This window comes from Halanaerobium saccharolyticum (assembly GCF_003259895.1).
GTDB lineage: Bacteria > Bacillota > Halanaerobiia > Halanaerobiales > Halanaerobiaceae > Halanaerobium > Halanaerobium saccharolyticum_A.
In genome coordinates, this window is sequence record NZ_QLME01000026.1 from 14334 (window position 1) to 34693 (window position 20360).

Annotated in this window: 22 protein-coding genes and 1 riboswitch; all 22 genes read left to right on the forward strand. The window is 36.6% G+C overall.

Annotation, left to right across the window (positions count from 1 at the left end):
- Window positions 1–8: 8 nt before the first annotated feature.
- The 22 genes from mnmG (at window position 9) to C7958_RS13200 (ending at window position 20286) form a co-directional block, all read left to right on the forward strand.
- Entirely contained in the window at window positions 9–1919 is a 1911-nt protein-coding gene (gene mnmG / locus C7958_RS13095; RefSeq protein ID WP_111573129.1) for a tRNA uridine-5-carboxymethylaminomethyl(34) synthesis enzyme MnmG, read from the forward strand.
- Window positions 1906–2637 carry a 16S rRNA (guanine(527)-N(7))-methyltransferase RsmG gene (gene rsmG / locus C7958_RS13100; RefSeq protein WP_111573130.1) on the forward strand — a complete coding sequence of 244 codons (732 nt, stop codon included), beginning with the start codon at window positions 1906–1908 and terminating at the stop codon, window positions 2635–2637. Before mnmG ends, rsmG begins: the two co-directional genes overlap by 14 nt.
- Before the next feature lie 115 nt (window positions 2638–2752).
- On the forward strand, window positions 2753–3559 hold the full coding sequence (locus C7958_RS13105; protein WP_111573131.1) for a ParB/RepB/Spo0J family partition protein: 807 nt from the start codon (window positions 2753–2755) through the stop codon (window positions 3557–3559).
- A gap of 21 nt (window positions 3560–3580) precedes the next feature.
- Window positions 3581–4357, forward strand: coding sequence for a ParA family protein (locus C7958_RS13110; RefSeq protein WP_111573132.1), 777 nt, complete (start codon window positions 3581–3583; stop codon window positions 4355–4357).
- The gene (locus C7958_RS13115) at window positions 4335–5183 is read left to right on the forward strand and encodes a ParB/RepB/Spo0J family partition protein (protein ID WP_111573133.1); all 849 of its coding nucleotides are present in this window, start codon (window positions 4335–4337) and stop codon (window positions 5181–5183) included. The genes C7958_RS13110 and C7958_RS13115 overlap by 23 nt, the downstream gene beginning before the upstream one ends.
- A 51-nt stretch (window positions 5184–5234) precedes the next feature.
- Window positions 5235–5921 (forward strand): DUF554 domain-containing protein, encoded by a 687-nt coding sequence (locus tag C7958_RS13120; RefSeq protein WP_111573134.1) that lies wholly within the window; start codon window positions 5235–5237, stop codon window positions 5919–5921.
- Between the two features lie 57 nt (window positions 5922–5978).
- A riboswitch (glycine riboswitch) is annotated at window positions 5979–6062 on the forward strand.
- A gap of 226 nt (window positions 6063–6288) precedes the next feature.
- Window positions 6289–7362 (forward strand): glycine cleavage system aminomethyltransferase GcvT, encoded by a 1074-nt coding sequence (gcvT, locus tag C7958_RS13125; RefSeq protein ID WP_111573135.1) that lies wholly within the window; start codon window positions 6289–6291, stop codon window positions 7360–7362.
- Between the two features lie 93 nt (window positions 7363–7455).
- Complete coding sequence (gcvH, locus tag C7958_RS13130) at window positions 7456–7839, forward strand: glycine cleavage system protein GcvH (RefSeq protein WP_111573136.1); 384 nt, start codon at window positions 7456–7458, stop codon at window positions 7837–7839.
- A 2-nt stretch (window positions 7840–7841) separates the two neighbouring features.
- Entirely contained in the window at window positions 7842–9179 is a 1338-nt protein-coding gene (gene gcvPA / locus C7958_RS13135) for an aminomethyl-transferring glycine dehydrogenase subunit GcvPA (protein WP_111573137.1), read from the forward strand.
- Window positions 9180–10613 carry an aminomethyl-transferring glycine dehydrogenase subunit GcvPB gene (gene gcvPB, locus C7958_RS13140; RefSeq protein WP_111573138.1) on the forward strand — a complete coding sequence of 478 codons (1434 nt, stop codon included), beginning with the start codon at window positions 9180–9182 and terminating at the stop codon, window positions 10611–10613. It begins immediately after the preceding gene.
- A 186-nt stretch (window positions 10614–10799) separates the two neighbouring features.
- The gene (locus C7958_RS13145; RefSeq protein ID WP_111573139.1) at window positions 10800–11351 is read left to right on the forward strand and encodes a tetratricopeptide repeat protein; all 552 of its coding nucleotides are present in this window, start codon (window positions 10800–10802) and stop codon (window positions 11349–11351) included.
- A 47-nt stretch (window positions 11352–11398) separates the two neighbouring features.
- Window positions 11399–11578: a DUF951 domain-containing protein gene (locus tag C7958_RS13150; RefSeq protein ID WP_111573140.1), complete on the forward strand. Its 180-nt coding sequence runs from the start codon at window positions 11399–11401 to the stop codon at window positions 11576–11578.
- Between the two features lie 23 nt (window positions 11579–11601).
- On the forward strand, window positions 11602–12693 hold the full coding sequence (gene ychF / locus C7958_RS13155) for a redox-regulated ATPase YchF (protein WP_111573141.1): 1092 nt from the start codon (window positions 11602–11604) through the stop codon (window positions 12691–12693).
- A 335-nt stretch (window positions 12694–13028) separates the two neighbouring features.
- Window positions 13029–13535 (forward strand): phosphatase PAP2 family protein, encoded by a 507-nt coding sequence (locus C7958_RS13160; RefSeq protein ID WP_111573142.1) that lies wholly within the window; start codon window positions 13029–13031, stop codon window positions 13533–13535.
- Between the two features lie 310 nt (window positions 13536–13845).
- The gene (gene rpsF / locus C7958_RS13165) at window positions 13846–14145 is read left to right on the forward strand and encodes a 30S ribosomal protein S6 (RefSeq protein ID WP_111573143.1); all 300 of its coding nucleotides are present in this window, start codon (window positions 13846–13848) and stop codon (window positions 14143–14145) included.
- 24 nt (window positions 14146–14169) lie between these two features.
- Window positions 14170–14652, forward strand: a complete 483-nt coding sequence (locus C7958_RS13170) for a single-stranded DNA-binding protein (protein ID WP_111573144.1) — start codon at window positions 14170–14172, stop codon at window positions 14650–14652.
- 17 nt (window positions 14653–14669) lie between these two features.
- Window positions 14670–14885, forward strand: coding sequence for a 30S ribosomal protein S18 (rpsR, locus tag C7958_RS13175; protein ID WP_073157999.1), 216 nt, complete (start codon window positions 14670–14672; stop codon window positions 14883–14885).
- A gap of 90 nt (window positions 14886–14975) precedes the next feature.
- On the forward strand, window positions 14976–15860 hold the full coding sequence (locus C7958_RS13180; protein ID WP_111573145.1) for a DUF2232 domain-containing protein: 885 nt from the start codon (window positions 14976–14978) through the stop codon (window positions 15858–15860).
- 23 nt (window positions 15861–15883) lie between these two features.
- A complete protein-coding gene (gene rplI / locus C7958_RS13185) occupies window positions 15884–16327 on the forward strand; it encodes a 50S ribosomal protein L9 (RefSeq protein WP_111573146.1) in 444 nt (147 codons plus the stop codon).
- A 202-nt stretch (window positions 16328–16529) separates the two neighbouring features.
- Complete coding sequence (gene uxuA, locus C7958_RS13190) at window positions 16530–17570, forward strand: mannonate dehydratase (protein ID WP_111573147.1); 1041 nt, start codon at window positions 16530–16532, stop codon at window positions 17568–17570.
- 130 nt (window positions 17571–17700) lie between these two features.
- The gene (locus C7958_RS13195) at window positions 17701–19320 is read left to right on the forward strand and encodes a mannitol dehydrogenase family protein (RefSeq protein WP_111573148.1); all 1620 of its coding nucleotides are present in this window, start codon (window positions 17701–17703) and stop codon (window positions 19318–19320) included.
- Window positions 19321–19485: 165 nt separating this feature from the next.
- Window positions 19486–20286 carry a hypothetical protein gene (locus C7958_RS13200; protein ID WP_111573149.1) on the forward strand — a complete coding sequence of 267 codons (801 nt, stop codon included), beginning with the start codon at window positions 19486–19488 and terminating at the stop codon, window positions 20284–20286.
- The last annotated feature ends 74 nt before the right edge of the window (window positions 20287–20360 follow it).

Consider the following 20360-nt stretch of genomic DNA (forward strand, 5'->3'; position numbering starts at 1 on the left):
GAGATATAATGGATTTTCATAAATATCCAAAGGAGTATGATGTAATTGTAATTGGAGCCGGACATGCAGGCTGTGAAGCCTCTTTAGCTCCGGCACGCATGGGTTTAAAAACACTAACCCTAACAGTTAGTTTAGATCATGTAGCATTTATGCCCTGTAATCCTTCACTCGGAGGTCCCGGGAAATCTCATATAGTTAGAGAAATTGATGCTCTGGGTGGAGAAATGGCCAAAAACATGGACGAAACTATGATTCAAATTAGAATGCTTAACACAAGCAAAGGTCCTGCAGTTCACGGTCTGCGGGGACAATCAGATAAAGATGAATATCATAAAAGAATGAAACAGGTTTTAGAACAGGAAGATAATATAGATTTAAAACAGCAGATAGCGGAAGAAATTATTGTTGAAAATGGCGAGGTTAAGGGAGTAGTAACTAAAACTGGAGTCTTTTTTCCGGGGAAAAAGGTTATTTTAACAACAGGAACCTTTTTAAAAGGAAGAATAATTATTGGTGAGGCAGAATTTAATGCCGGCCCCAACCAGCAGTATCCGGCCAATAAACTTTCGGGTAGTTTAAAGGAATTGGGAATTAACCTGAGAAGATTTAAAACCGGTACTCCACCTCGAGTCAGTAAAAAATCTATGGATTTTTCTAAAATGGAACCCCAGCCAGGCGAGGAAGGTTTAAGTTTTTCATTTGAATCTAATCCGCTAACTGGAGAACAGGCAATGTGCTATTTAACTTATACCTCAGAAGAAACTCACAAAATAATAAGTGATAATAAGATGAGAACCCCATTATTTAGTGGTGTAATTGATGGCGTTGGACCCCGCTACTGCCCTTCTATAGAGGATAAGGTTGTCCGCTTTCCTGATAAAGGAAGACATCAGTTATTTATTGAACCTGAGGGATTAGGAACTGACGAATATTATGTTTCTGGACTTTCTACCAGTCTTCCCTATGATGTGCAGATTGAAATGGCAAGAACTATCCCGGGTTTAGAAAATGTAGAAATTATGAGACCGGGATATGCAATTGAATATGACTGTGTGGATCCGGAAGAATTGAAACTTGATTTAGAATTAAAAAAGGTTAAAGGGCTTTATACTGCCGGGCAGATCAACGGCAGTTCCGGCTATGAAGAAGCAGCCGGTCAGGGCTTAATTGCCGGGATTAATGCAGCCTTGAGTCTGCAGGATAAAGATCCTCTAATTTTAAAAAGATCTCAGGCTTATATTGGAGTTTTAATTGATGATTTAGTTACTAAAGGTACCCCGGAACCCTATAGAATTATGACTTCCCGGGCAGAATACAGGCTGCTTTTGCGTCAGGATAATGCAGATCAGCGCCTAACTTCACTTGGTCGAGAAATAGGTCTGGTCAGTGATCAGAGATATCAGAATTACCAGGAAAAAGTAAAAGCTGTAGAAAAAGCATTAACTTATTTAAGAGCAGATGAAAATCAGGTTAATCCAACCAAAGAAGTTAGAGCTAAATTAGAAGAACTTGGAAGTGGTAATTTAAGCAAACCAGTTAGTTTAGAAAAATTATTGCGCCGGCCGGAAATTTCCTATACAGATCTTGAATTTTTTGCAGAAAATCTGCCGGAAGTAAAAAAAGATGTTCAGGAACAGGTTGAAGTACAGGTTAAATATAAAGGATATATAGAGCGGCAGGAGTCTCAGGTTGAACAGTTCAGAAAAATGGAAGAAAAAATAATACCAGAAGAACTGGATTATAATCAATTAGAGAATCTGCGTCTGGAAGCCAGAGAAAAGTTAAATAAGATCAGACCGCTTTCTATTGGCCAGGCCTCAAGGATTTCTGGGGTTTCACCTGCTGATATTTCTGCGTTAATGATTTATTTAGAGCAGTATAATAGAAAGCAAAAGGATGATCAGAATGGAGATCAATAAACAGAAATTTATTCAAAAGTTAAAAGAAGGGATTGAAGTTTTAAATATTTCCTACAGCAGTGAACAGCTCGAACAGCTGTGGGAATATTATCTTTTCTTTCTTGAGGAAAACAAAAAATATAATATGAGCACAATTACTGAACCTGAGGAAGTTATAAAAAAACACTTCCTTGATTCCCTTGTGATTTTAAATCAGGTAGATTTTGAGGACAGAAAAAGGTGGCTTGATATTGGTACTGGAGCTGGTTTTCCAGGAATGGTTTTAAAATTATTTTTGCCTGGAGATAGTTTTTATTTGCTTGATTCTTCAGCTAAAAAGGTTAATTTTTTAAATCAGTTAATTTACAAACTGGGACTTAAGGGGATTGATGCTACTCATGGTAGAGCAGAAGATCTGGCCAAATTAGAAGAATGGCGGGGCTCTTTTGATTATGTCTGCTCCCGGGCAGTAGCCTCCTTAAATGTTTTATTAGAATATGCAGTCCCTTTTTTAAAAGTTGGAGGACTTGCCTATTTTTATAAGGGACCGGAATATCAGGCAGAAATTACGGAAGCCCGGAGTGCCTTAGAAACATTAGGCGCAGAAATTAAAGAAAGTATAGAGCTTGATGTACCAGGATTGGAAGCTGAACGCTATTTAATTATTGTCGAAAAAAATGATCCAACTGATAATAAATATCCCCGGCGGGCTGGAATACCCAAAAAACGTCCCCTGTAAGTTATTTCCCGGGAAATAACTATGGGAGCTATTTAGGTTAAGCTTCTATTTTAATATTAAAAAAGGATATTTAGCTAGTTTAGAGAAATATAAATCTATGTGGGGGTAATTTTTAATGAAAATTCCTTTTTTTAATCAGGAAAATGAAAATAACAGGGATCAAATTGTAGAAATCAATGTAAATCAGATTAAAGTCAATCCTTTTCAGCCCAGACAGGAATTTAAGCAGTCTGAAATCGAAGAGTTAGCTCAGTCAATTAAAAACTTTGGTTTGATTCAGGCAATTACAGTTCGAAAAGCTAAAGAGGAAAACAGCTATGAATTAATTGCCGGGGAGCGGAGGCTTAGAGCAGCTAAATTTTTAAATAAAGAAGTTATTCCAGCTGTGATTAAAGAATTTAATAATCAGCAGATGGCAGAGATTGCTCTAATTGAGAACCTGCAGCGGAAGGATTTGAACTTTTTAGAGGAAGCTCGGGCTTATCAGAGGCTTTTAGATGAATTCAATTTAACTCAAAAAGAGCTGGCAGCAAGAATTTCAAAAAGTCAGTCGACTATTGCCAATAAACTGCGCCTCTTAAATTTACCTGATCAAATTAGAGAAAAATTATTGGCAGCTAATTTAAGTGAAAGGCACGGAAGAGCCCTCTTAAAACTTGAGACCGCTGAGGAACAGCTGGCGGTTGTTGAAGAAATAAGCAAAAAAGAACTTAATGTTAGAGAAAGCGAAAAATTAATAGAAAAACAGCAGCTGCCTGTTAAAAAGAAGAAAAAGATTAAACATATTTCCGATGATCTGCGGCTTTTTGCCAATTCATTAGAAAAAAGGATTTCTGAGATTAAAGATTCAGGGATCAGTGTCGAATTTGAACGCAGTGATGATCAGGATAGCATAGAATATTATATAAAACTCTCTAAATAAAGAAGACAAAGAGGTGAAATAATGGCTAAAAAAATTGCGATTGTCAACCAGAAAGGTGGAGTTGGCAAGAGCACCACAGCAGTAAACTTAAGTGCTGGTCTGGCAGAACAAAATAACAGAGTTTTATTAATTGATATTGACCCTCAGGGGAACGCAAGCAGTGGACTGGGGATAGAAAAATCAGAGGTTGAATATACAATCTATGATTTATTAATTGAATCTGAGCCGCCTGCAAAAGCAATACTGCAGAGCAGTAATAAAAATTTAGATATTATTCCTGCCAATATTGAATTAGCGGGGGCAGAAATTGAACTTGTTTCCATTATGTCTCGCGAAAGCAGGCTCAAAAAATCATTAAAAACACTTAATCAGGACTATGATTATATTATAATTGACTGTCCTCCTTCTCTTGGCCTCTTAACTTTAAATGCTTTAACGGCTGCTGATAGTGTTATGGTTCCGATCCAGTGTGAATATTATGCCTTAGAAGGCCTGGGACAGCTGATGAATACTATTGAGCTTGTCAGAAAAAATCTAAACTCTGATCTGAGAATCGAAGGAGTTTTAATGACAATGTATGATGCCAGAACTAATCTATCGGAACAGGTAATAGATGAAGTTAAAGATTATTTTTCTGAACTAGTTTTTGAGACAATTATTCCTCGTAATGTTCGTTTAAGCGAAGCACCAAGTTTTGGAAAACCGATACTTGATTACAGCTCCTCCTCTAAAGGAGCAGAAGCATACAGAAAATTAGCAGAGGAAGTGATCTCTCTTGAGCAAAAAAAGACTGGGTAAAGGTTTAAGTGCCCTGATAAATAATGATGAGAATGTGGATCAGAGTCGAGTTGAGGAAATTTTTATTGATCAAATTGAGCCCAATCCTTTTCAGCCGCGCAGTAATTTTGATGAAGATGCCCTAAATGAACTGGCTAATTCCATACAGGAAAAAGGTGTAATTCAGCCAATTACAGTTCGGAAAATTAAAGCCGAAAAATATCAGATTGTTGCGGGAGAGCGACGCTGGCGGGCTTCAAAGCTGGTTGGACTCAAAAAAATGCCAGCTGTAATTAGAAATTTTGATGACCAGGAAATGCTGGAGATTGCTTTAATTGAAAATATACAGCGCGAAGATTTAAATCCAGTTGAAGAAGCAAGAGCCTATAAAGAGATGCTTGATAATTTTGAGATAACTCAGGTGGAGCTGGCAAAGCAGGTTGGTAAAAGCCGTTCTAATGTTTCAAATATGATCAGACTTTTAAAACTGTCTGATAAAGTTAAAAATCACCTGCAGCGGGGAACAATAACCATTGGCCATGCCCGGGCTCTATTATCACTAGAAAAAGAGGAAACTCAGGTTGCCGCCTGTGAAAATATAATAATTCAGGATTTGACAGTAAGAGAAACTGAAAACTATGTTGAAAAACTAAAAAACCCTTTAAAAGGTAAAGAAAAAAAAGAGAAAAAAGCTGAGCTGGATCAGGCCTGGCAGCAGGCAGCATCTGAATTAGAGAAAAATTTAGGAACAAAGGTTAAAATCAAGCAGAGAAAGAAAAACAATTTACTGACCATCGAATTGGATAGTGTTGATAAATTAAAAGAATTGGTTAAAAAACTAAAGTAGTGTTTCATGTGAAACAAATAGATATAGAAGAGAGTAGATAGGTGATAAATAATGATAGGAACTATTGTTAATGTAGCCTCTGTCCTGACCGGGAGCACTGTTGGGGTGCTTTTCAGGGGGAAGTTTCCGGAAAAAGTGCAGAAAACTGTGATTCACGGGATAAGTCTGGCTGTGATATTAATTGGAATGCAGATGGCTTTTAGTATTGAGAAGGATCCAGATATCTTACTTGTTATTTTTAGTCTTGTTATTGGAGCAATTATCGGAGAACTGCTGCAGCTGGAAAAAAGACTAAATGATTTTGGGGAAAGCCTGAAAAAAAGATTTGGAGGAGATGATGATCTTTTTGTTCAGGGCTTTGTCCAGGCCAGTTTAATTTATTGTGTAGGTGCCATGGCAATTATGGGTTCAATTCAGGATGGGCTAAATAGTGATCCCAGCATCTTATTTACTAAATCACTGCTGGATGGGATAACTTCAATTGCTTTTGCAGCCAGTACGGGGATTGGAGTTGCTTTTGCAGCAATCCCAATTCTTCTGTACCAGGGTAGTATAACTCTGGCTGCAGACTGGGCAGCAGTTTATTTAACTGAAGATATGATCAGAATTATGACAGCCAGTGGAGGTTTATTAATTACAGCTATTGGTTTAAATATGCTGGGAGTCAGCAAAATAAAAGCAGGCAATTTGCTGCCCGCTCTGCTGGTGGCCGTAATACTTACTGCTTTTGTGTTTTAATTTTGCAATATTTAAAATAATAATATATAATTAAGTCATACAATTTAATTATAACGGGTGAAGGCTGGATGAGAGACCATAATTGGCGCCGAAGGAGCAAGGGGAACTGAAACTCTCAGGCAAAAAGAATTCAGCTGGACGTAACTCTGGACATATTTTAGTTATTTATGAACAGGGAGTCGGATTACTTTCCGGCTTCCTGTTTTCTGCTTTTATAAAGGAAATAATTTTCATTAATTTTATTAAATTAGGTTTTATTTGATAAAGATTAATTATTATTTATAATTTATTTATGTTCAAAAATATTTGTTTAAAAATATTAAAGTTAGAACTCTAAGTAAAATGTTTTTAAAGGAGGCCAAAAAAGATGAAAAAAACTCCGCTCAATCAAATACATAAAAATTTAGGAGCTAAGATGACTGATTTTGGAGGCTGGGAAATGCCGGTTGAATACACCGGCATAATTGAGGAGCATCAGGCTGTCAGAAATCAAGCTGGGCTTTTTGATGTTTCCCACATGGGAGAAATTCTTGTCAGAGGAGAAAATGCTGCAAAATCACTGCAAAAAATTATAACAAATGATCATCAGAAGCTGGAGGTAGGTAAAATCATTTACACACCTATCTGCAGGCCGGATGGGGGAATTATTGATGATTTGTTAGTTTACTGTCTGCAGGAAGATCAATATTTAATGGTTGTAAATGCTTCTAATATTGAAAAAGATTTTAATTGGATAAATGATCATCTGCTTGCAAAAACAAAAGCTGAAAACCTTTCAAATAAATATGCTATGCTTGCTCTGCAGGGTCCAGAATCAAAAAAGATACTAACTCAACTAACAGATATTGATTTAAATTCTCTGGATTATTACAGATTCAGGCAGGCTAAGGCAGCAGGAATTGAAATGATTATTTCCCGGACTGGTTATACAGGAGAGTTGGGCTATGAACTTTATTTTGAGCCTGAAGCTGCAGAAAAAATTTGGGACAGGCTAATGGAAGCTGGATCGGATTTTGGTCTTAAGGCCTGTGGTCTGGGAGCTAGAGACACTTTGCGTTTGGAAAAAACATACCCGCTGTATGGTAATGATATTGATGAAACTACTAATCCCTATGAAGCAGGATTAAATTGGACTGTTGCTGTTGATAAAGGAGATTTTATCGGGAGAGAGAAATTAATAGAGATTGAAAAAAACTGCTGTCAGCGAAAACTTTCTCCATTTAAAATTACCGGCAGGGGAATGGCCCGGCATGGATATGTGGTCTATGCTGAATCAAAAAAAATTGGAGAAGTAACAAGTGGTAGTTATTCCCCAACCCTGAATGAAAGTATTGGTCTGGCCTATTTGAATAAGGAATATACAGAACCAGGGACTGAAATTGAAATTAAGATTCGAAAGCGAATGGTTAAAGCTGAGGTTTTAAAAGGTCCTTTTGTCTAGGAGCTACATATATTTAATCAAAAACAGCCTGGAAGCTAACTTTTTTAGTTTAATCTATTTAAATTTATAATAACACAATAGGAGGAATAAAAAATGAGTGTAAAAGATGGTTTATATTATTCAGAAGATCATGAGTGGGTTAGAGAAGAAGAAGATTATCTGGTGATTGGAGTTACTGATTTTGCTCAGGATGAACTAGGAGATATAGTTTTTGTAGAACTTCCAGAAGCTGAGGAAGAGTTTGAAAAAAATGATGCTTTTGGTGTTTTAGAATCTGTTAAGGCTGTATCGGATACTTTTATCCCGGTAAGCGGTAAAGTGTTGGAGGTTAATGAAAATTTGCTTGATAATCCTGAATTGATTAATGATGATCCCTATGGAGATGGCTGGTTAATTAAAGTTGATCCTGCTGATGATTCAGAATTAGATGAACTTTTATCTGCAGAGGAGTATGCTGAATTCATAGAGGAGGAATAATGATGGATTATATTTCCAATACTGCAGCAGAACAGGATAAAATGCTGCAGGAGATCGGTATTAAAGCAGTTAAAGATCTTTTTCAGATGATTCCAGAAGCAGTATCAGCAGATGACCGCTTAAATATTGAGCCTGGTATTTCCGAACTGGAGTTAATGAGAAAAACTCAGTTTCAGGCCGGGAAAAACAAAAGTCTGGATCAACAGATTTCTTTTCTAGGTGCTGGAGCCTATGACCACTATCTGCCAGGAATAATTGATGCTTTAATTTCCCGGTCCGAGTTTTATACTGCCTATACACCTTATCAGGCAGAATTAAGTCAGGGAACTCTGGAAGCAGTTTATGAATATCAGAGTATGATCTGTGATTTAACAGGGATGGGAATTGCAAATGCTTCGATGCTGGACGGTGGTTCAGCAGCAGCAGAAGCTGTAACAATGGCTGCCAGAATTACAGGCAATTCCCGAGTTTTACTTCCTGATACTGTAAATCCAGCTTACAGAGAGGTAATAAAAACTTATGGAACTGGCTCTGACCTGGAATTTATTGATTTAAAGGGTAAGCAGCAAATTATTGACCCGGCTCAAATCAAAGAAAATATTAATGATCAGACTGCGGTGGTGGTTCTGCAGTATCCAAATTTTTATGGATCTCTAGAAAAAATGGATGAAATCTCTAATATAATTAAAAACAACAAAAATACACTGCTGCTGGTGATCGCTAATCCAATTTTACTGGGAGTATTAAAAGCTCCCGCTGATTTTGGAGCTGATATAGTTGTTGGAGAAGCACAAAATCTGGGGAATGGCTTAAATTATGGAGGTCCTAACCTTGGATTTATGGCCTGTAAAGATGATAGGAAGATGCTCAGACAGCTGCCTGGACGAATTGTTGGTAAAACAACTGATGTTGATGGCAAAGAAGGTTTTGTCTTAACCCTACAGACCAGAGAACAGCATATTCGGAGAGAAAAAGCAACTTCAAATATTTGTACCAATGAAGCCTTAAATGCTTTAATGGCCACTATTTATCTGTCGACAATGGGTAAAGAAGGTCTTAAAGAAGTTGGTGAGCAGTGTTATCATAAAGCTCATTATTTAGCTAAAAAAATTGACAGTTTAAGCGATTTCGAAGTTCTTAATCGAGACAATTTCTTTAATGAGTTTGTGCTGAAAACAGAAAAAGATAGCACAGTTCTGATGGAAGCTCTCCTGGCAGAAGATATAATAGTTGGTTATGATTTGAAAAATATCGGGGAAGATGGAATCTTGGTCTGCACAACTGAAAAGAGAACAAAAGCAGAAATGGATAAGTTAGTAAAAAAACTGGAGGTGCTTTAAGTGGAGGAAAAACTAATCAAAGATTACAGCAGTCCTGGTCGTAAAGGATATTCTCTACCTCCACTTGAGGTGGAAAAAAGTGATCTGGAAGCAGAATTAAATGGATATTTAAGAGAGGAACTTGAACTGCCGGAAGTTAGTGAAGTAGATGTAGTACGCCATTATACTGCTTTAAGTGAGATGAATTATGGTGTTGATTCCGGTATTTATCCCCTCGGATCCTGTACCATGAAATATAATCCAAAACGAAATGAGAGAGTTGCCCGCACAGCAGGGCTAACAAATATTCATCCCTATCAGCCCGAAGAACAGCTCCAGGGTTCACTCGAGATATTATATCAGTTGAAACTGGATCTGGCAGAAATAAGTGCGATGGATGAGATAACATTACAGCCTGCTTCTGGTGCTCATGGTGAATTTGTATCTTTAATGATAGTTAAAAAATATTTTGAAGAGCGAGAAGAAAATAGAACAAAGGTCATAGTACCTGATTCGGCTCACGGCACCAATCCTGCCAGTGCAACAATGGCTGGCTTTGAGGTAGTTGAGATTGCTTCTAATGAGCGTGGGATGGTTGATTTAGATGCTCTGGCAGAAGCTTTAGACGAAAAGACAGCTGCCTTAATGCTGACTAACCCAAATACGCTGGGTATTTTTGAAGAAGATATCTTAAAAATAACCGAGATGGTTCATCAAGCAGGAGGGTTGGTTTATTATGATGGAGCTAACATGAATGCAATTATGGGTTATGCCAAACCCGGTTTGATGGATTTTGACCTAATGCATTTTAATCTTCATAAAACATTCTCTACTCCTCACGGTGGTGGTGGACCTGGTTCTGGCCCGGTTGGAGTTAAGGATTTTTTAGCACCATATTTACCCCGGCCTCTGCTTAAAAAGGATGAAAAAAAGTATTACTGGGATTATCAGCGGCCAAAGTCGATCGGAAAAGTTCACAGTTTTTATGGTAATTATGGAGTTATGCTCAGAGCCTGGGCCTATATTAAAACATTAGGCGGCAGCGGGCTTAAAAAGACAACTGAAAATGCTGTTTTAAATGCTAACTATTTAAAAGCCAGGCTCAAAAAAGATTTTGAGCTGCCCTATGCCGAAGATAGTCTGCACGAGTTTGTTCTTTCCGGCAGCCGCCAGAAAGAAGAGGGAGCTTCAACCTTACAGATAGCTAAAAGACTATTAGATTATGATCAGTATGCTCCGACTATTTATTTCCCGCTGGTGGTTAAAGAAGCAATGATGATAGAACCAACAGAAACCGAAAACATCGAAACTCTGGACCACTTTGTAGAAACCATGCTGACTATTTCCCGGGAAATAAAAGAAGATCCGGAACTGGTTAACAATGCACCTCACTCCACAACCGTTAGAAAACTTGATGAGACAAAAGCAGCCCGAAATCCCGATCTTCATTGGTAGTTAAATTCTAGAGATAAGATGATTTGAATAAGTTAATTAGAATAGATTTTAGCTCCAGATGGAATAAAAGAGATGTTTTTATAGATTCGATATTTGCAAATGGCCCGGTTGAGGGCCATTTTTGCAGTTTAAGGTAGAATTATGATATAATATTAAATTGAAGTTAAATAAAAAGTGGGTGAGAATATGAAGGAATCATATTATAAGGAACAGCTGCCAGAAGCAGAAAAAAAAGAGTATCAGGAATGTGTTGATTTGATGGAGAGAGGAAGCAGAAAAAAAACTGCTAAAAAACTGGAAGAATTTTTAGATGAAAAGCCTAATTTTGTTCCCGCTCTCAATAAAATGGCTGTAATTCATATTTACAGAAAAGAACTTAATCAGGCCCAGTCATTATTAAATCAAATCCTGGAACAGGATCCTGATTTTGCACCAGCAGTAACAAACCTTGGCAGTATTGCAAAAGAAATGGGAAATCTGAAGCGAGCTAAAAAGCTTTATCAGAAGGCAATAGCTATTGACGAGGAATATGGGCCGGCCTATAATAATTTAGGTGTTATTTATAGAGAAGAGGGTAATTACTCTGAATCTATTAAACATCTAAAAAAAGCAAGAAAAAAAGGCAGTTTCAGTTATCATTTGAATGCAGACAAACCTTTTTATAAGGATCCCGGGTGTCTTTTTGTTATTTTTCTAGTAGTTTCCTTAATTCTGGTGCTTTATCTGCTTTTAACATAATATTTTTTGTATTTTTAAACGGGAATCAAAATAAAGGAGGTCTTAAAATGTCGAAAGACTATTCTGTTGGTGATCGAGTTGAGTTTAAAAAAACACATCCCTGTGGGGGAAAGAGCTGGAAAATTTTAAGAGTTGGCATGGATTTTAAGGCAAAATGTGAGACCTGTGAACGAGTAATTATGCTATCAAGAAATAAATTTGAAAAAAGTGTTAAGAAAAAACTTTAATTATTAGGAAGGAAGATTAGTTAATGAAAATAGGTATTGTTGGATTGCCAAATGTAGGTAAATCAACTCTTTTTAATGCACTGACAGAGGCAGGAGCTGATGCAGCGAATTATCCTTTTTGTACAATAGATCCCAACATTGGGGTTGTACCTGTACCAGATGGGAGGTTGGACTGGCTGGCTGAAAAATATCAGCCGGAAAAGAAAACACCTACAGTGATTGAATTCGTTGATATAGCAGGACTAGTAGAAGGTGCAAGCAGAGGAGAAGGTCTGGGCAATAAGTTTTTAGCTCATATCAGAGAGGTAGATGCCATCGCCCAGGTAGTGCGCTGCTTTGACGATGAAAATATAACTCATGTTGATGGTGAAATTTCTCCAGATAGAGATATTGATATTATTAATACAGAATTAATGATGGCTGATCTGGCTCAGGTGGACAAACGCCTGGAAAAAGCCAGGAAACAGGCCAAAAGTGGAGATAAAATTTATCTTAAAGAGGTAGCAGCACTCGAAAAAATATCTGATGCTTTAGAAGAAGGTAAAAACATTAGACAATTAGAGCTTGATGAAACAGGGAAAAGAGTGGTTAAAGAATTACAGCTTTTAAGTGCTAAACCGATAATTTATCTGGCTAATGTCAATGAAGAGGATATAAATACCGGTCAGAATGAACTGGTCAAAGATGTAAAAACTCATGCTGAGAGAGATGGAGCAAAAGTAGTAGAAATAAGTGCTAAAATTGAATCAGATATTGCTGAGCTGGATGAAGACGAAAAAGAAATGTTTTTAGATGAACTGGGACTTGATGATTCTGGTCTGGATCGGGTAATTAAAGCCGGTTATGAATTATTAAATCTGCTGACTTTTCTGACCGCAGGAGAACAAGAATGTAGAGCCTGGACAGTAGAAAAAGGTTCCACAGCTCCTGAGGCAGCAGGTAGAATTCACAGTGATATGGAAAAAGGTTTTATCAGAGCGGAAATTGTTAGTTTTGAGGATTTAAAGCGGGTCGGTTCGATGGCTCAGGCCAGAGAAGAAGGATTATTAAGACTTGAAGGAAAAGATTATATAATGCAGGACGGAGATATCTGTCACTTCAGGTTTAATGTCTGATCTTATTTGAGTTATAATTTACACACAATCTCCATTTACGGCTTCAATAGATAGCTGATTATTAATTATTTGAACTCCCTTCGGTCAAACAGCAAATAATTTTAACATAATCAGCTATATTTCAGCCTATTACGATTGAAGTTGTAAATTATATCTCAAATAATCTAGGTGGTATAAAGCTTTAAACACTAAATTTTCTAATGTTTATGTGTAATGTTGTATTTTGAAAAATCTATACGCATTTAATTTATAAAAAATCTACTCCGATTGAATTCACAAATTATACTATTGATAATCTCGTTAATACATCAGTCTGATAAAGTCAGGATAAAACTATGCTAAAAAATTTGGATCAAAAATTATTTTTAAAACTGTATAATTTTACGCAGAAACACTCAGGACTTGCCGGGACAGCAGTTTTGATTACTAAATTTGCACCCAGGTTCTTCTCAACTATTTATTTTGCTGCAGTGGTCTGGCTTATTTATACTAATGACGTAAGGCTAAAGCAGTTTATTTTTGCTCCGGCAGTAGTGTATTTACTGGCAAAAACCATTCCCTATTTATATAATCGAAAACGACCTTTTGCAGATTTAGAAATCCAGAGTCTGGTTGAACAGAAAAATGATCATTCTTTTCCCAGTACTCACAGCAGCAGTTCGTTTATTATTGCGCTGGCCGTTTTAAATCTTAATCTTTTAGCAGGACTAATACTTCTTGCTGCTGCTACTGCAACAGCTCTCTCCAGAATAATGGTGGGAGTACATTATCCCTCCGATGTTTTGGGAGCCTGGCTGATATCCCTGATTTTTCATTTTGTAGCTTTAAACTTTTTTCCGTAAAGCAAAAGCAGCTTTGAAGCAGTTTTATCAGAAAACATAACAGGTATTAATTTCACGAGGAAAATTAATAATATTATTGACCTGAAAATTGATTTTCTGGCAAAAAAGTTTTGGTGAGGGAAACTGAGTGAATTTTTGATTGGATTTTTTTATTTAATCAGATCATCGAATGGTAAAAATTGGTTCCGTAAACGGCAGGTGTAAAATTAAACTTGCATCTTACATTGATAGGTGTTATAATTTAGATTGGTTAAAAATCCATGCTCTGCTAGCAGCAGGGCCTTAGTCCGTGTGGAGGAGGTGAATGTAAATGGAAGCAAGAAAAAGAGATTATGAAACAACTTTTGTACTTAAACCAGATCTTGAAGATGAAGAAAAGCAGAATATCCTTCAGCGTGTAAAAGATGCTATTTCAGATCATGAAGGAGAAGTAACCGAGGTTGATGCCTGGGGTAAGAAGCAGTTAGCTTATGAGATTAAAGATTACCGTTCTGGTGATTATACAATCTTAGAATTTAATGCTCAGACTACTGTAGTTAATGAGTTAGAAAGAATCTTTAAGATTATGGATGGTGTAATTCGTTATTTAGTAGTTAGAAATGATGCATAATATAAATTTAGGTGGTGAATACTCTTGTTAAATAGAATTGTTTTAATCGGCCGCCTGACACGAGATCCTGAACTTCGCTATACCAGTAATGGAACTCCAGTCTGCAATTTTACACTGGCAGTGGAAAGAAATTATACTAACCGTGATGGAGATAGAGATGTTGATTTTATCAACATTGTAACCTGGCGGGGTCTGGCGGAAAATTGTGCCCGTCATCTCGGAAAAGGTAGACTGGTTGGAGTTGATGGATCCTTACAGATTCGTAAGAGTGAAAACAACAACAGAACTTATATAAATCCTGAAGTTAACGCCGATAATGTGCGTTTTCTGGACTTCGGCAACAGTAATAGCCGCAGTAATAATCAGGGACAGGCTCAAAATAGTCAAAACAATAAAAATCAGCAGCAAAAAAGCTCTGCTCAGCAGAATAAAAAACAGGAGCAGGATGATTTTGATGCTCAATTTGATGATAATTTTGATGCTGATGATTTTGATGTACCATTTTAAAAAGGAGGTAAATTTTAATGCCTAGAGGTAGAAATAAGTCATGCCATTTTTGTGCAAATGAAGATAAAAAAATAGACTATAAAGACTTAAGAACTTTAAATAGATATCTTACAGATCGTGGAAAAATCATGCCGCGTCGTGTAACAGGAAATTGTTCCAAACACCAAAAATTGATTACACAGGCAGTAAAAAGAGCTAGATCAGTTGCTTTACTGCCCTATGTAAAAGAATAAGTATTTAACCAGGGAGGCAAAATCTATGATGGCGCCTCCTTTCTTTCATAATAACTGTTATTTTTGTCGGTAGATGAGGTGATAAATTAAATGGATATTAGAAGTTATAAAGACAGTATGAGAACTCTGGCCTACATAATTTTACTGACTGCAGTTAATTATTTTATCCCATTTTTATCGATGGCAGTTATGATACTCTGGCCGGTGCCAATAGTATATCTTGTTCAGAAAAAAGAAAGCAGTGGTGTAATTGGTGTAATTGTGATAGCTGCTTTAATAAATGGGTTATTATTTGGAACCGTTATGGGTTTGATGACTGTAATTGGTTTTGGAATGGTGGGTTTTGTAATTGGTAATGTGATTAAAGAGGGGATATCTCCTCTAAAAACGATTATTATCGCTGTACTTACAGTAATAGTTTCACAGGGCCTAATATTTTATGTTTCTTCTGGAATGCTTAATTTAAATTACCAGACTCTTCTGCAGCAGGCAGTAGAGAGTTTAAGCAGCGAATTTGATCAGCAGTCGGTGGAACAGTTAATTACGGCTCAGATGAGTTTGATTAGAATGATTTTCCCTGCATTACTTGCTATTTCTGCAAGTATAACTGGTATTTTAAATTACTATGTTTCAGCCTGGTATTTAAGAAGAAAAGGATTAAATATCCAATTATATAAAACAGTTAACAACTGGTATTTTCCCCGCTGGATAGTTTCAATTTTGATTGTTATTTCTCTTTTAATGACTTCAAATCCAATTTTTTTGAATATAAATATTTTTATGTTTTTCCTGGCTTTTATGCAGGGATTTGCAGTTTTAATGTATTATTTGTCTAAAAAAAGCAGTTCTTTTTTACTTAAATCTTTTTTGATTTTTTTAATTTTTATTTTTCCGCCTGTTCCAATCATCCTTATTTTATTGGGATTATTGGATATGTGGTTTAATTTCAGAAAGCAGACCAATCAACCTGGTTAAAATGCTTAAGGAGGTAAAAAATTATGAAAGTAGTATTAACAAAAGATGTTGAAAAATTAGGATCTAAAGGTGATGTTGTAGAGGCAGCTGATGGTTATGCCCGCAATTATTTAATGCCCCGTGGCCTGGCAGTAGAGGCAACTCAGCAGAAAATTAAAGAGCTGAAGGAAAAAGAGGCAAAGCAAAACCGTCTGGAATCAGAAAAAAGAGAAGACGCTCAGAAGCTAAAATCTAAATTAGAATCAGAAAAATTTGTAATCAAAGTTAAAGCTGGTGATAATGGTAGATTGTTTGGTTCAGTAAATACCAAAGATATTGCCGACGCAGCAGCAGAAAAAGGTTACGATATTGATAAGCGCAAGCTTGAACTTGATGATTCTATTAAGTCTTTAGGAATGCATACTGTAGAAGTGAAATTATATGATGATATAACAGCTAATTTAAAGGTAAATGTAAAAGAGAAGTAGATTTAATAAAAGGCCCGGACCTAATATTCTGTTCGGGCTTCTTTAAATTTATTGCCTGTTCTATCTTTTTTTGTTTAGTTTTAAAATTATGCAGGAATATTGACTTTAATAGCGAATAAATTAATATAAGAGAAAAAGATTTTTTTGATACTTTTGAAAACGCTTTCAACTTACTAAATAATCAAATAAAAGGAGTGATCTTATGAAACTATCTTTTCGCTGGTATGGTGATGATGATCCTGTAACTCTGGAGAAAATCAGACAGATTCCTGGTATGGTAGGAATTGTGACAGCAATTTACGATATTCCAGCAGGAGAAGCCTGGCCATATGAAAAAATTAAAGAGTTAAATGATAAGGTTGAGGCAGCAGGACTTGAAATTACAGCTATTGAGAGTGTACCGGTACCTGAGGCAATTAAAATGGGTGTCGAGCCGCGGGACCGTTATATTGAAAACTACAAAGAAACCATTAGAAATTTAGCTAAAGCGGGAATTGAAGTAGTAACCTATAACTTTATGCCCGTCTTTGACTGGACCCGTTCAGAGCTTGACCACGAGTTGGATGACGGTTCAGAAGCCTTAATTTACAAAAAAGAAGAAGTAGATAAAATGGATCCTTTAAGTGGGGAACTTGACCTTCCCGGCTGGGATACAAGTTATACAAAAGATGAATTAAATGATCTAATGACAGCTTATCAGGAAATTGATGAGGAAGATCTCTGGGATAATTTAGAGTATTTCTTAAAGGAAATTATTCCGGTAGCAGAAGAAGAAAATATTAAAATGGCAATCCACCCCGATGATCCACCATGGTCTATTTTTGGTCTGCCGCGAGTTGTAGTTGGTAAAGAAAATCTGCGGAGACTTCTAAATCTAGTTGATTCTCCAGCAAATGGACTTGATCTCTGTTCTGGTTCACTGGGAGTTAATCCTGAGAATGATATTCCGGAGATTATCAGAGAATTTGGAGACAGAATTCATTTTGCTCATGTGAGAAATGTTAAAATCACAGGTGAAGAAAGCTTTGAAGAAGCAGCTCACTTAAGTGAAAAAGGTTCACTTGATATTTATGAAATCATGAAAGCCTATCATGATGTCGGTTTTGAGGGACCACTGCGTCCTGACCACGGCCGTATGATCTGGGGAGAAACAGGTAAACCAGGTTATGGTCTTTATGATCGTGCTCTGGGAGCGACTTATATTAATGGCCTCTGGGAAGCAATTAAGAAAAGCAGTAAATAAATTAAAATAAAGAATCCCCTTTTAATAAAATTCTAAATTTATATAAGGGGGTTCTTTTTTAAATAACTTTGCAATTGACTGGATTATTTTAAAACTAAACTTGATCAGAAAAAATGAAAGGAGCTTTAAAATGCTGAAATTAAAAAAAGAAGAACTGAAAGATAAAGCTCAGTGGGAAAAAGCGGGGATTAATCCACCGCAGTTTGATTATCAGAATTTGATTGACAGGACAAAAGAAAATCCGGAATGGGTCCACTTTGGTGCCGGTAATATCTTTAGAGCCTTTATTGCCCGACTGCAGCAGGAACTGCTCAACGAGGGAGAGGTAGAGACTGGTATTATAGCAGCCGAAGGTTTTGACTATGAGATTATAGATAAGGTGTACCAGCCGGCTGATAATTTAAGCCTGGTGGTTAAGATGTTTGCTGACGGTAAGTTGGAAAAAACTCTGCTGGCCAGTATTACAGAAGGTCTCAAAGCAGATTCTCAGTTTGAAGAAGACTGGGAGGAACTGAAAGAAGTTTTTAGAAAACCATCTCTTAAAATGGCCAGCTTTACAGTAACCGAAAAAGGTTACTCCCTGGATAATATGGAGGGTGAATTCTTTCCCTTTGTGCTGGAAGACTTTGAAGCCGGACCGGAAGGAGATTTAAATCACCTGATGGCCAAGGTAACAGCTTTAGCCTATGAACGCTATCAGGCAGGAGCCTATCCCTTTGCCTTTGCCAGTATGGATAACTGCTCCCATAATGGCCAGAAGCTTAAAGATGCAGTTTTAACTGTGGCCGAAAAATGGGTTAAAAATGACTTAGTAGAAGAAGATTTTCTGGCATATTTAAATGATGACTCTAAAGTCGGATTCCCCTGGTCAATGATCGACAAGATCACACCGGGACCGGCGCCAGATGTGAAGCAGCAGCTGGAAGAACTCGGTTTTGAAAACACAGAGATTGTTAAAACAGATAAAAGTACAGAAATAGCAGCTTTTGTTAACTCCGAAGCACCAGAATATTTAGTGATCGAAGATAGTTTTCCCAATGGTAAAATACCTCTAGATAAAGCTGGAGCAATTTATACTGATCGGAAAACAGTTAACCAGGTAGAAACCATGAAGGTCACAACCTGTCTTAATCCACTCCATACAGCAATGGCAGTTTATGGCTGTCTTTTAGGCCATACTTCAATTGCAGAAGAAATGGAAGATCAGGAAATTAGAGCTTTAGTAGAACAGATTGGTTACAAAGAAGGTTTGCCGGTTGTTGTAGATCCGGGAGTACTTGATCCAGAAGAGTTTATCGATGAGGTAGTAAAAGAAAGACTGGTTAACCCCTATATTCCAGATACACCTCAGAGAATAGCCAAAGATACCTCCCAGAAGGTTGCAATTCGCTTTGGCGAAACAATTAAGTCCTACCGTGAGGCTGATCATTTAGATCCAGCTGATTTAGTTGTTGTACCCCTGGCTATTGCAGGCTGGCTCAGATATCTGCTGGCAGTGGATGATCAGGGTCAAAAGATGCCCTTAAGTTCAGATCCAATGCTGGATGAGCTAACACCACAGCTGGAGGAAATAGAGTTTGGTAATCCTGATTCTGTAGGAGATAAGCTGCATTCTATTTTAAGTAACGAAAAGCTGATGGGTCTTAATCTTTACGAAGTTGGACTGGGAGAAAAGATAGAAGGCTACTTTAAGGAAATGATAGCAGAAAAAGGAGCAGTTAGAGCCACCTTAAATAAATATCTGCTCTAAGCTAAATTGAACTTTTAAAAAGCCTGGTCTTTTTCCGATCAGGCTTTTTCCATTTTATTAAGAAAGTAATTTAAATTAATTATGCTCTCTACTTCATCTTAACGCAGATATATGGTATATTAACTTTGTAGTCTACCAAAAAAGCATTAACTTAGAGGTGAAAAGATGGAACAAAATATTTTGGAAATCAAAAATTTAAAGTTTGAAGAGCAGCCTAAAAATACATATTTTAATTTAAAAGTACAGAAAAATAGTATTCATTCTATTTTGTTTAAAAATGATAAACTTAAAAAGCAGCTGCTTGATTTTTTAATCGGAGAAAAGGTTGAGGTGGAGGCAGAGTTGAACTATCAAGGAACACTTCTTAAACCTTCAGTTATTAAAAATCTTTACCAGGATCAAATATTTTTAATTAATCAATACTCAGCAGTTAATCCAGACAAAGATCCACTGGGGATTTTTAAGTTCAATAAAAAAGGAGAGGGAGAAAATAAATCGACAGTTTTCCCTGAGATGACTATAGCTGAAAATATATTTTTTGGCAGAGAACCACTAAAAAAATTTCTGTTTTTTAAGTCAATAGATAATCAAAAAATGATCGAGAAAACGGCAGAACTGCTGGAGCTGCTGGAAGTAGAGTTGTATCCAGATCAGAAAATGTTGGAATTGAGCCCTTTAGAAAAACAGCTGGTAGAGCTGTTGAAAACTCTATCCTGTGGAGCAGAAATTATTTTAATTGATCAGGCTGTAATTGAGCTGTCTGAGTCAGAAAAGCAGATATTTTTTGATTTTATGCAGCAGTTAAAGCAGAAAGGGATTACAATTATCTATTTTACCAAAGAAATAGAAGAAGTCTTTGCAGTTTCAGATTTTGTTAGCGTTTTAAAAGAAGAACAAAATAAGGGAACAAGAAAAGTTTCAGAATTAGAGTATAATGAGCTGGCTTTACTTTTGATGGGAAAATAATGAATTTTAAAGCTTAAAAAAGACAGCAAATTTTATAATTTATTAAAAGTTGAATTTTAAGAAGAAAAAGGAGT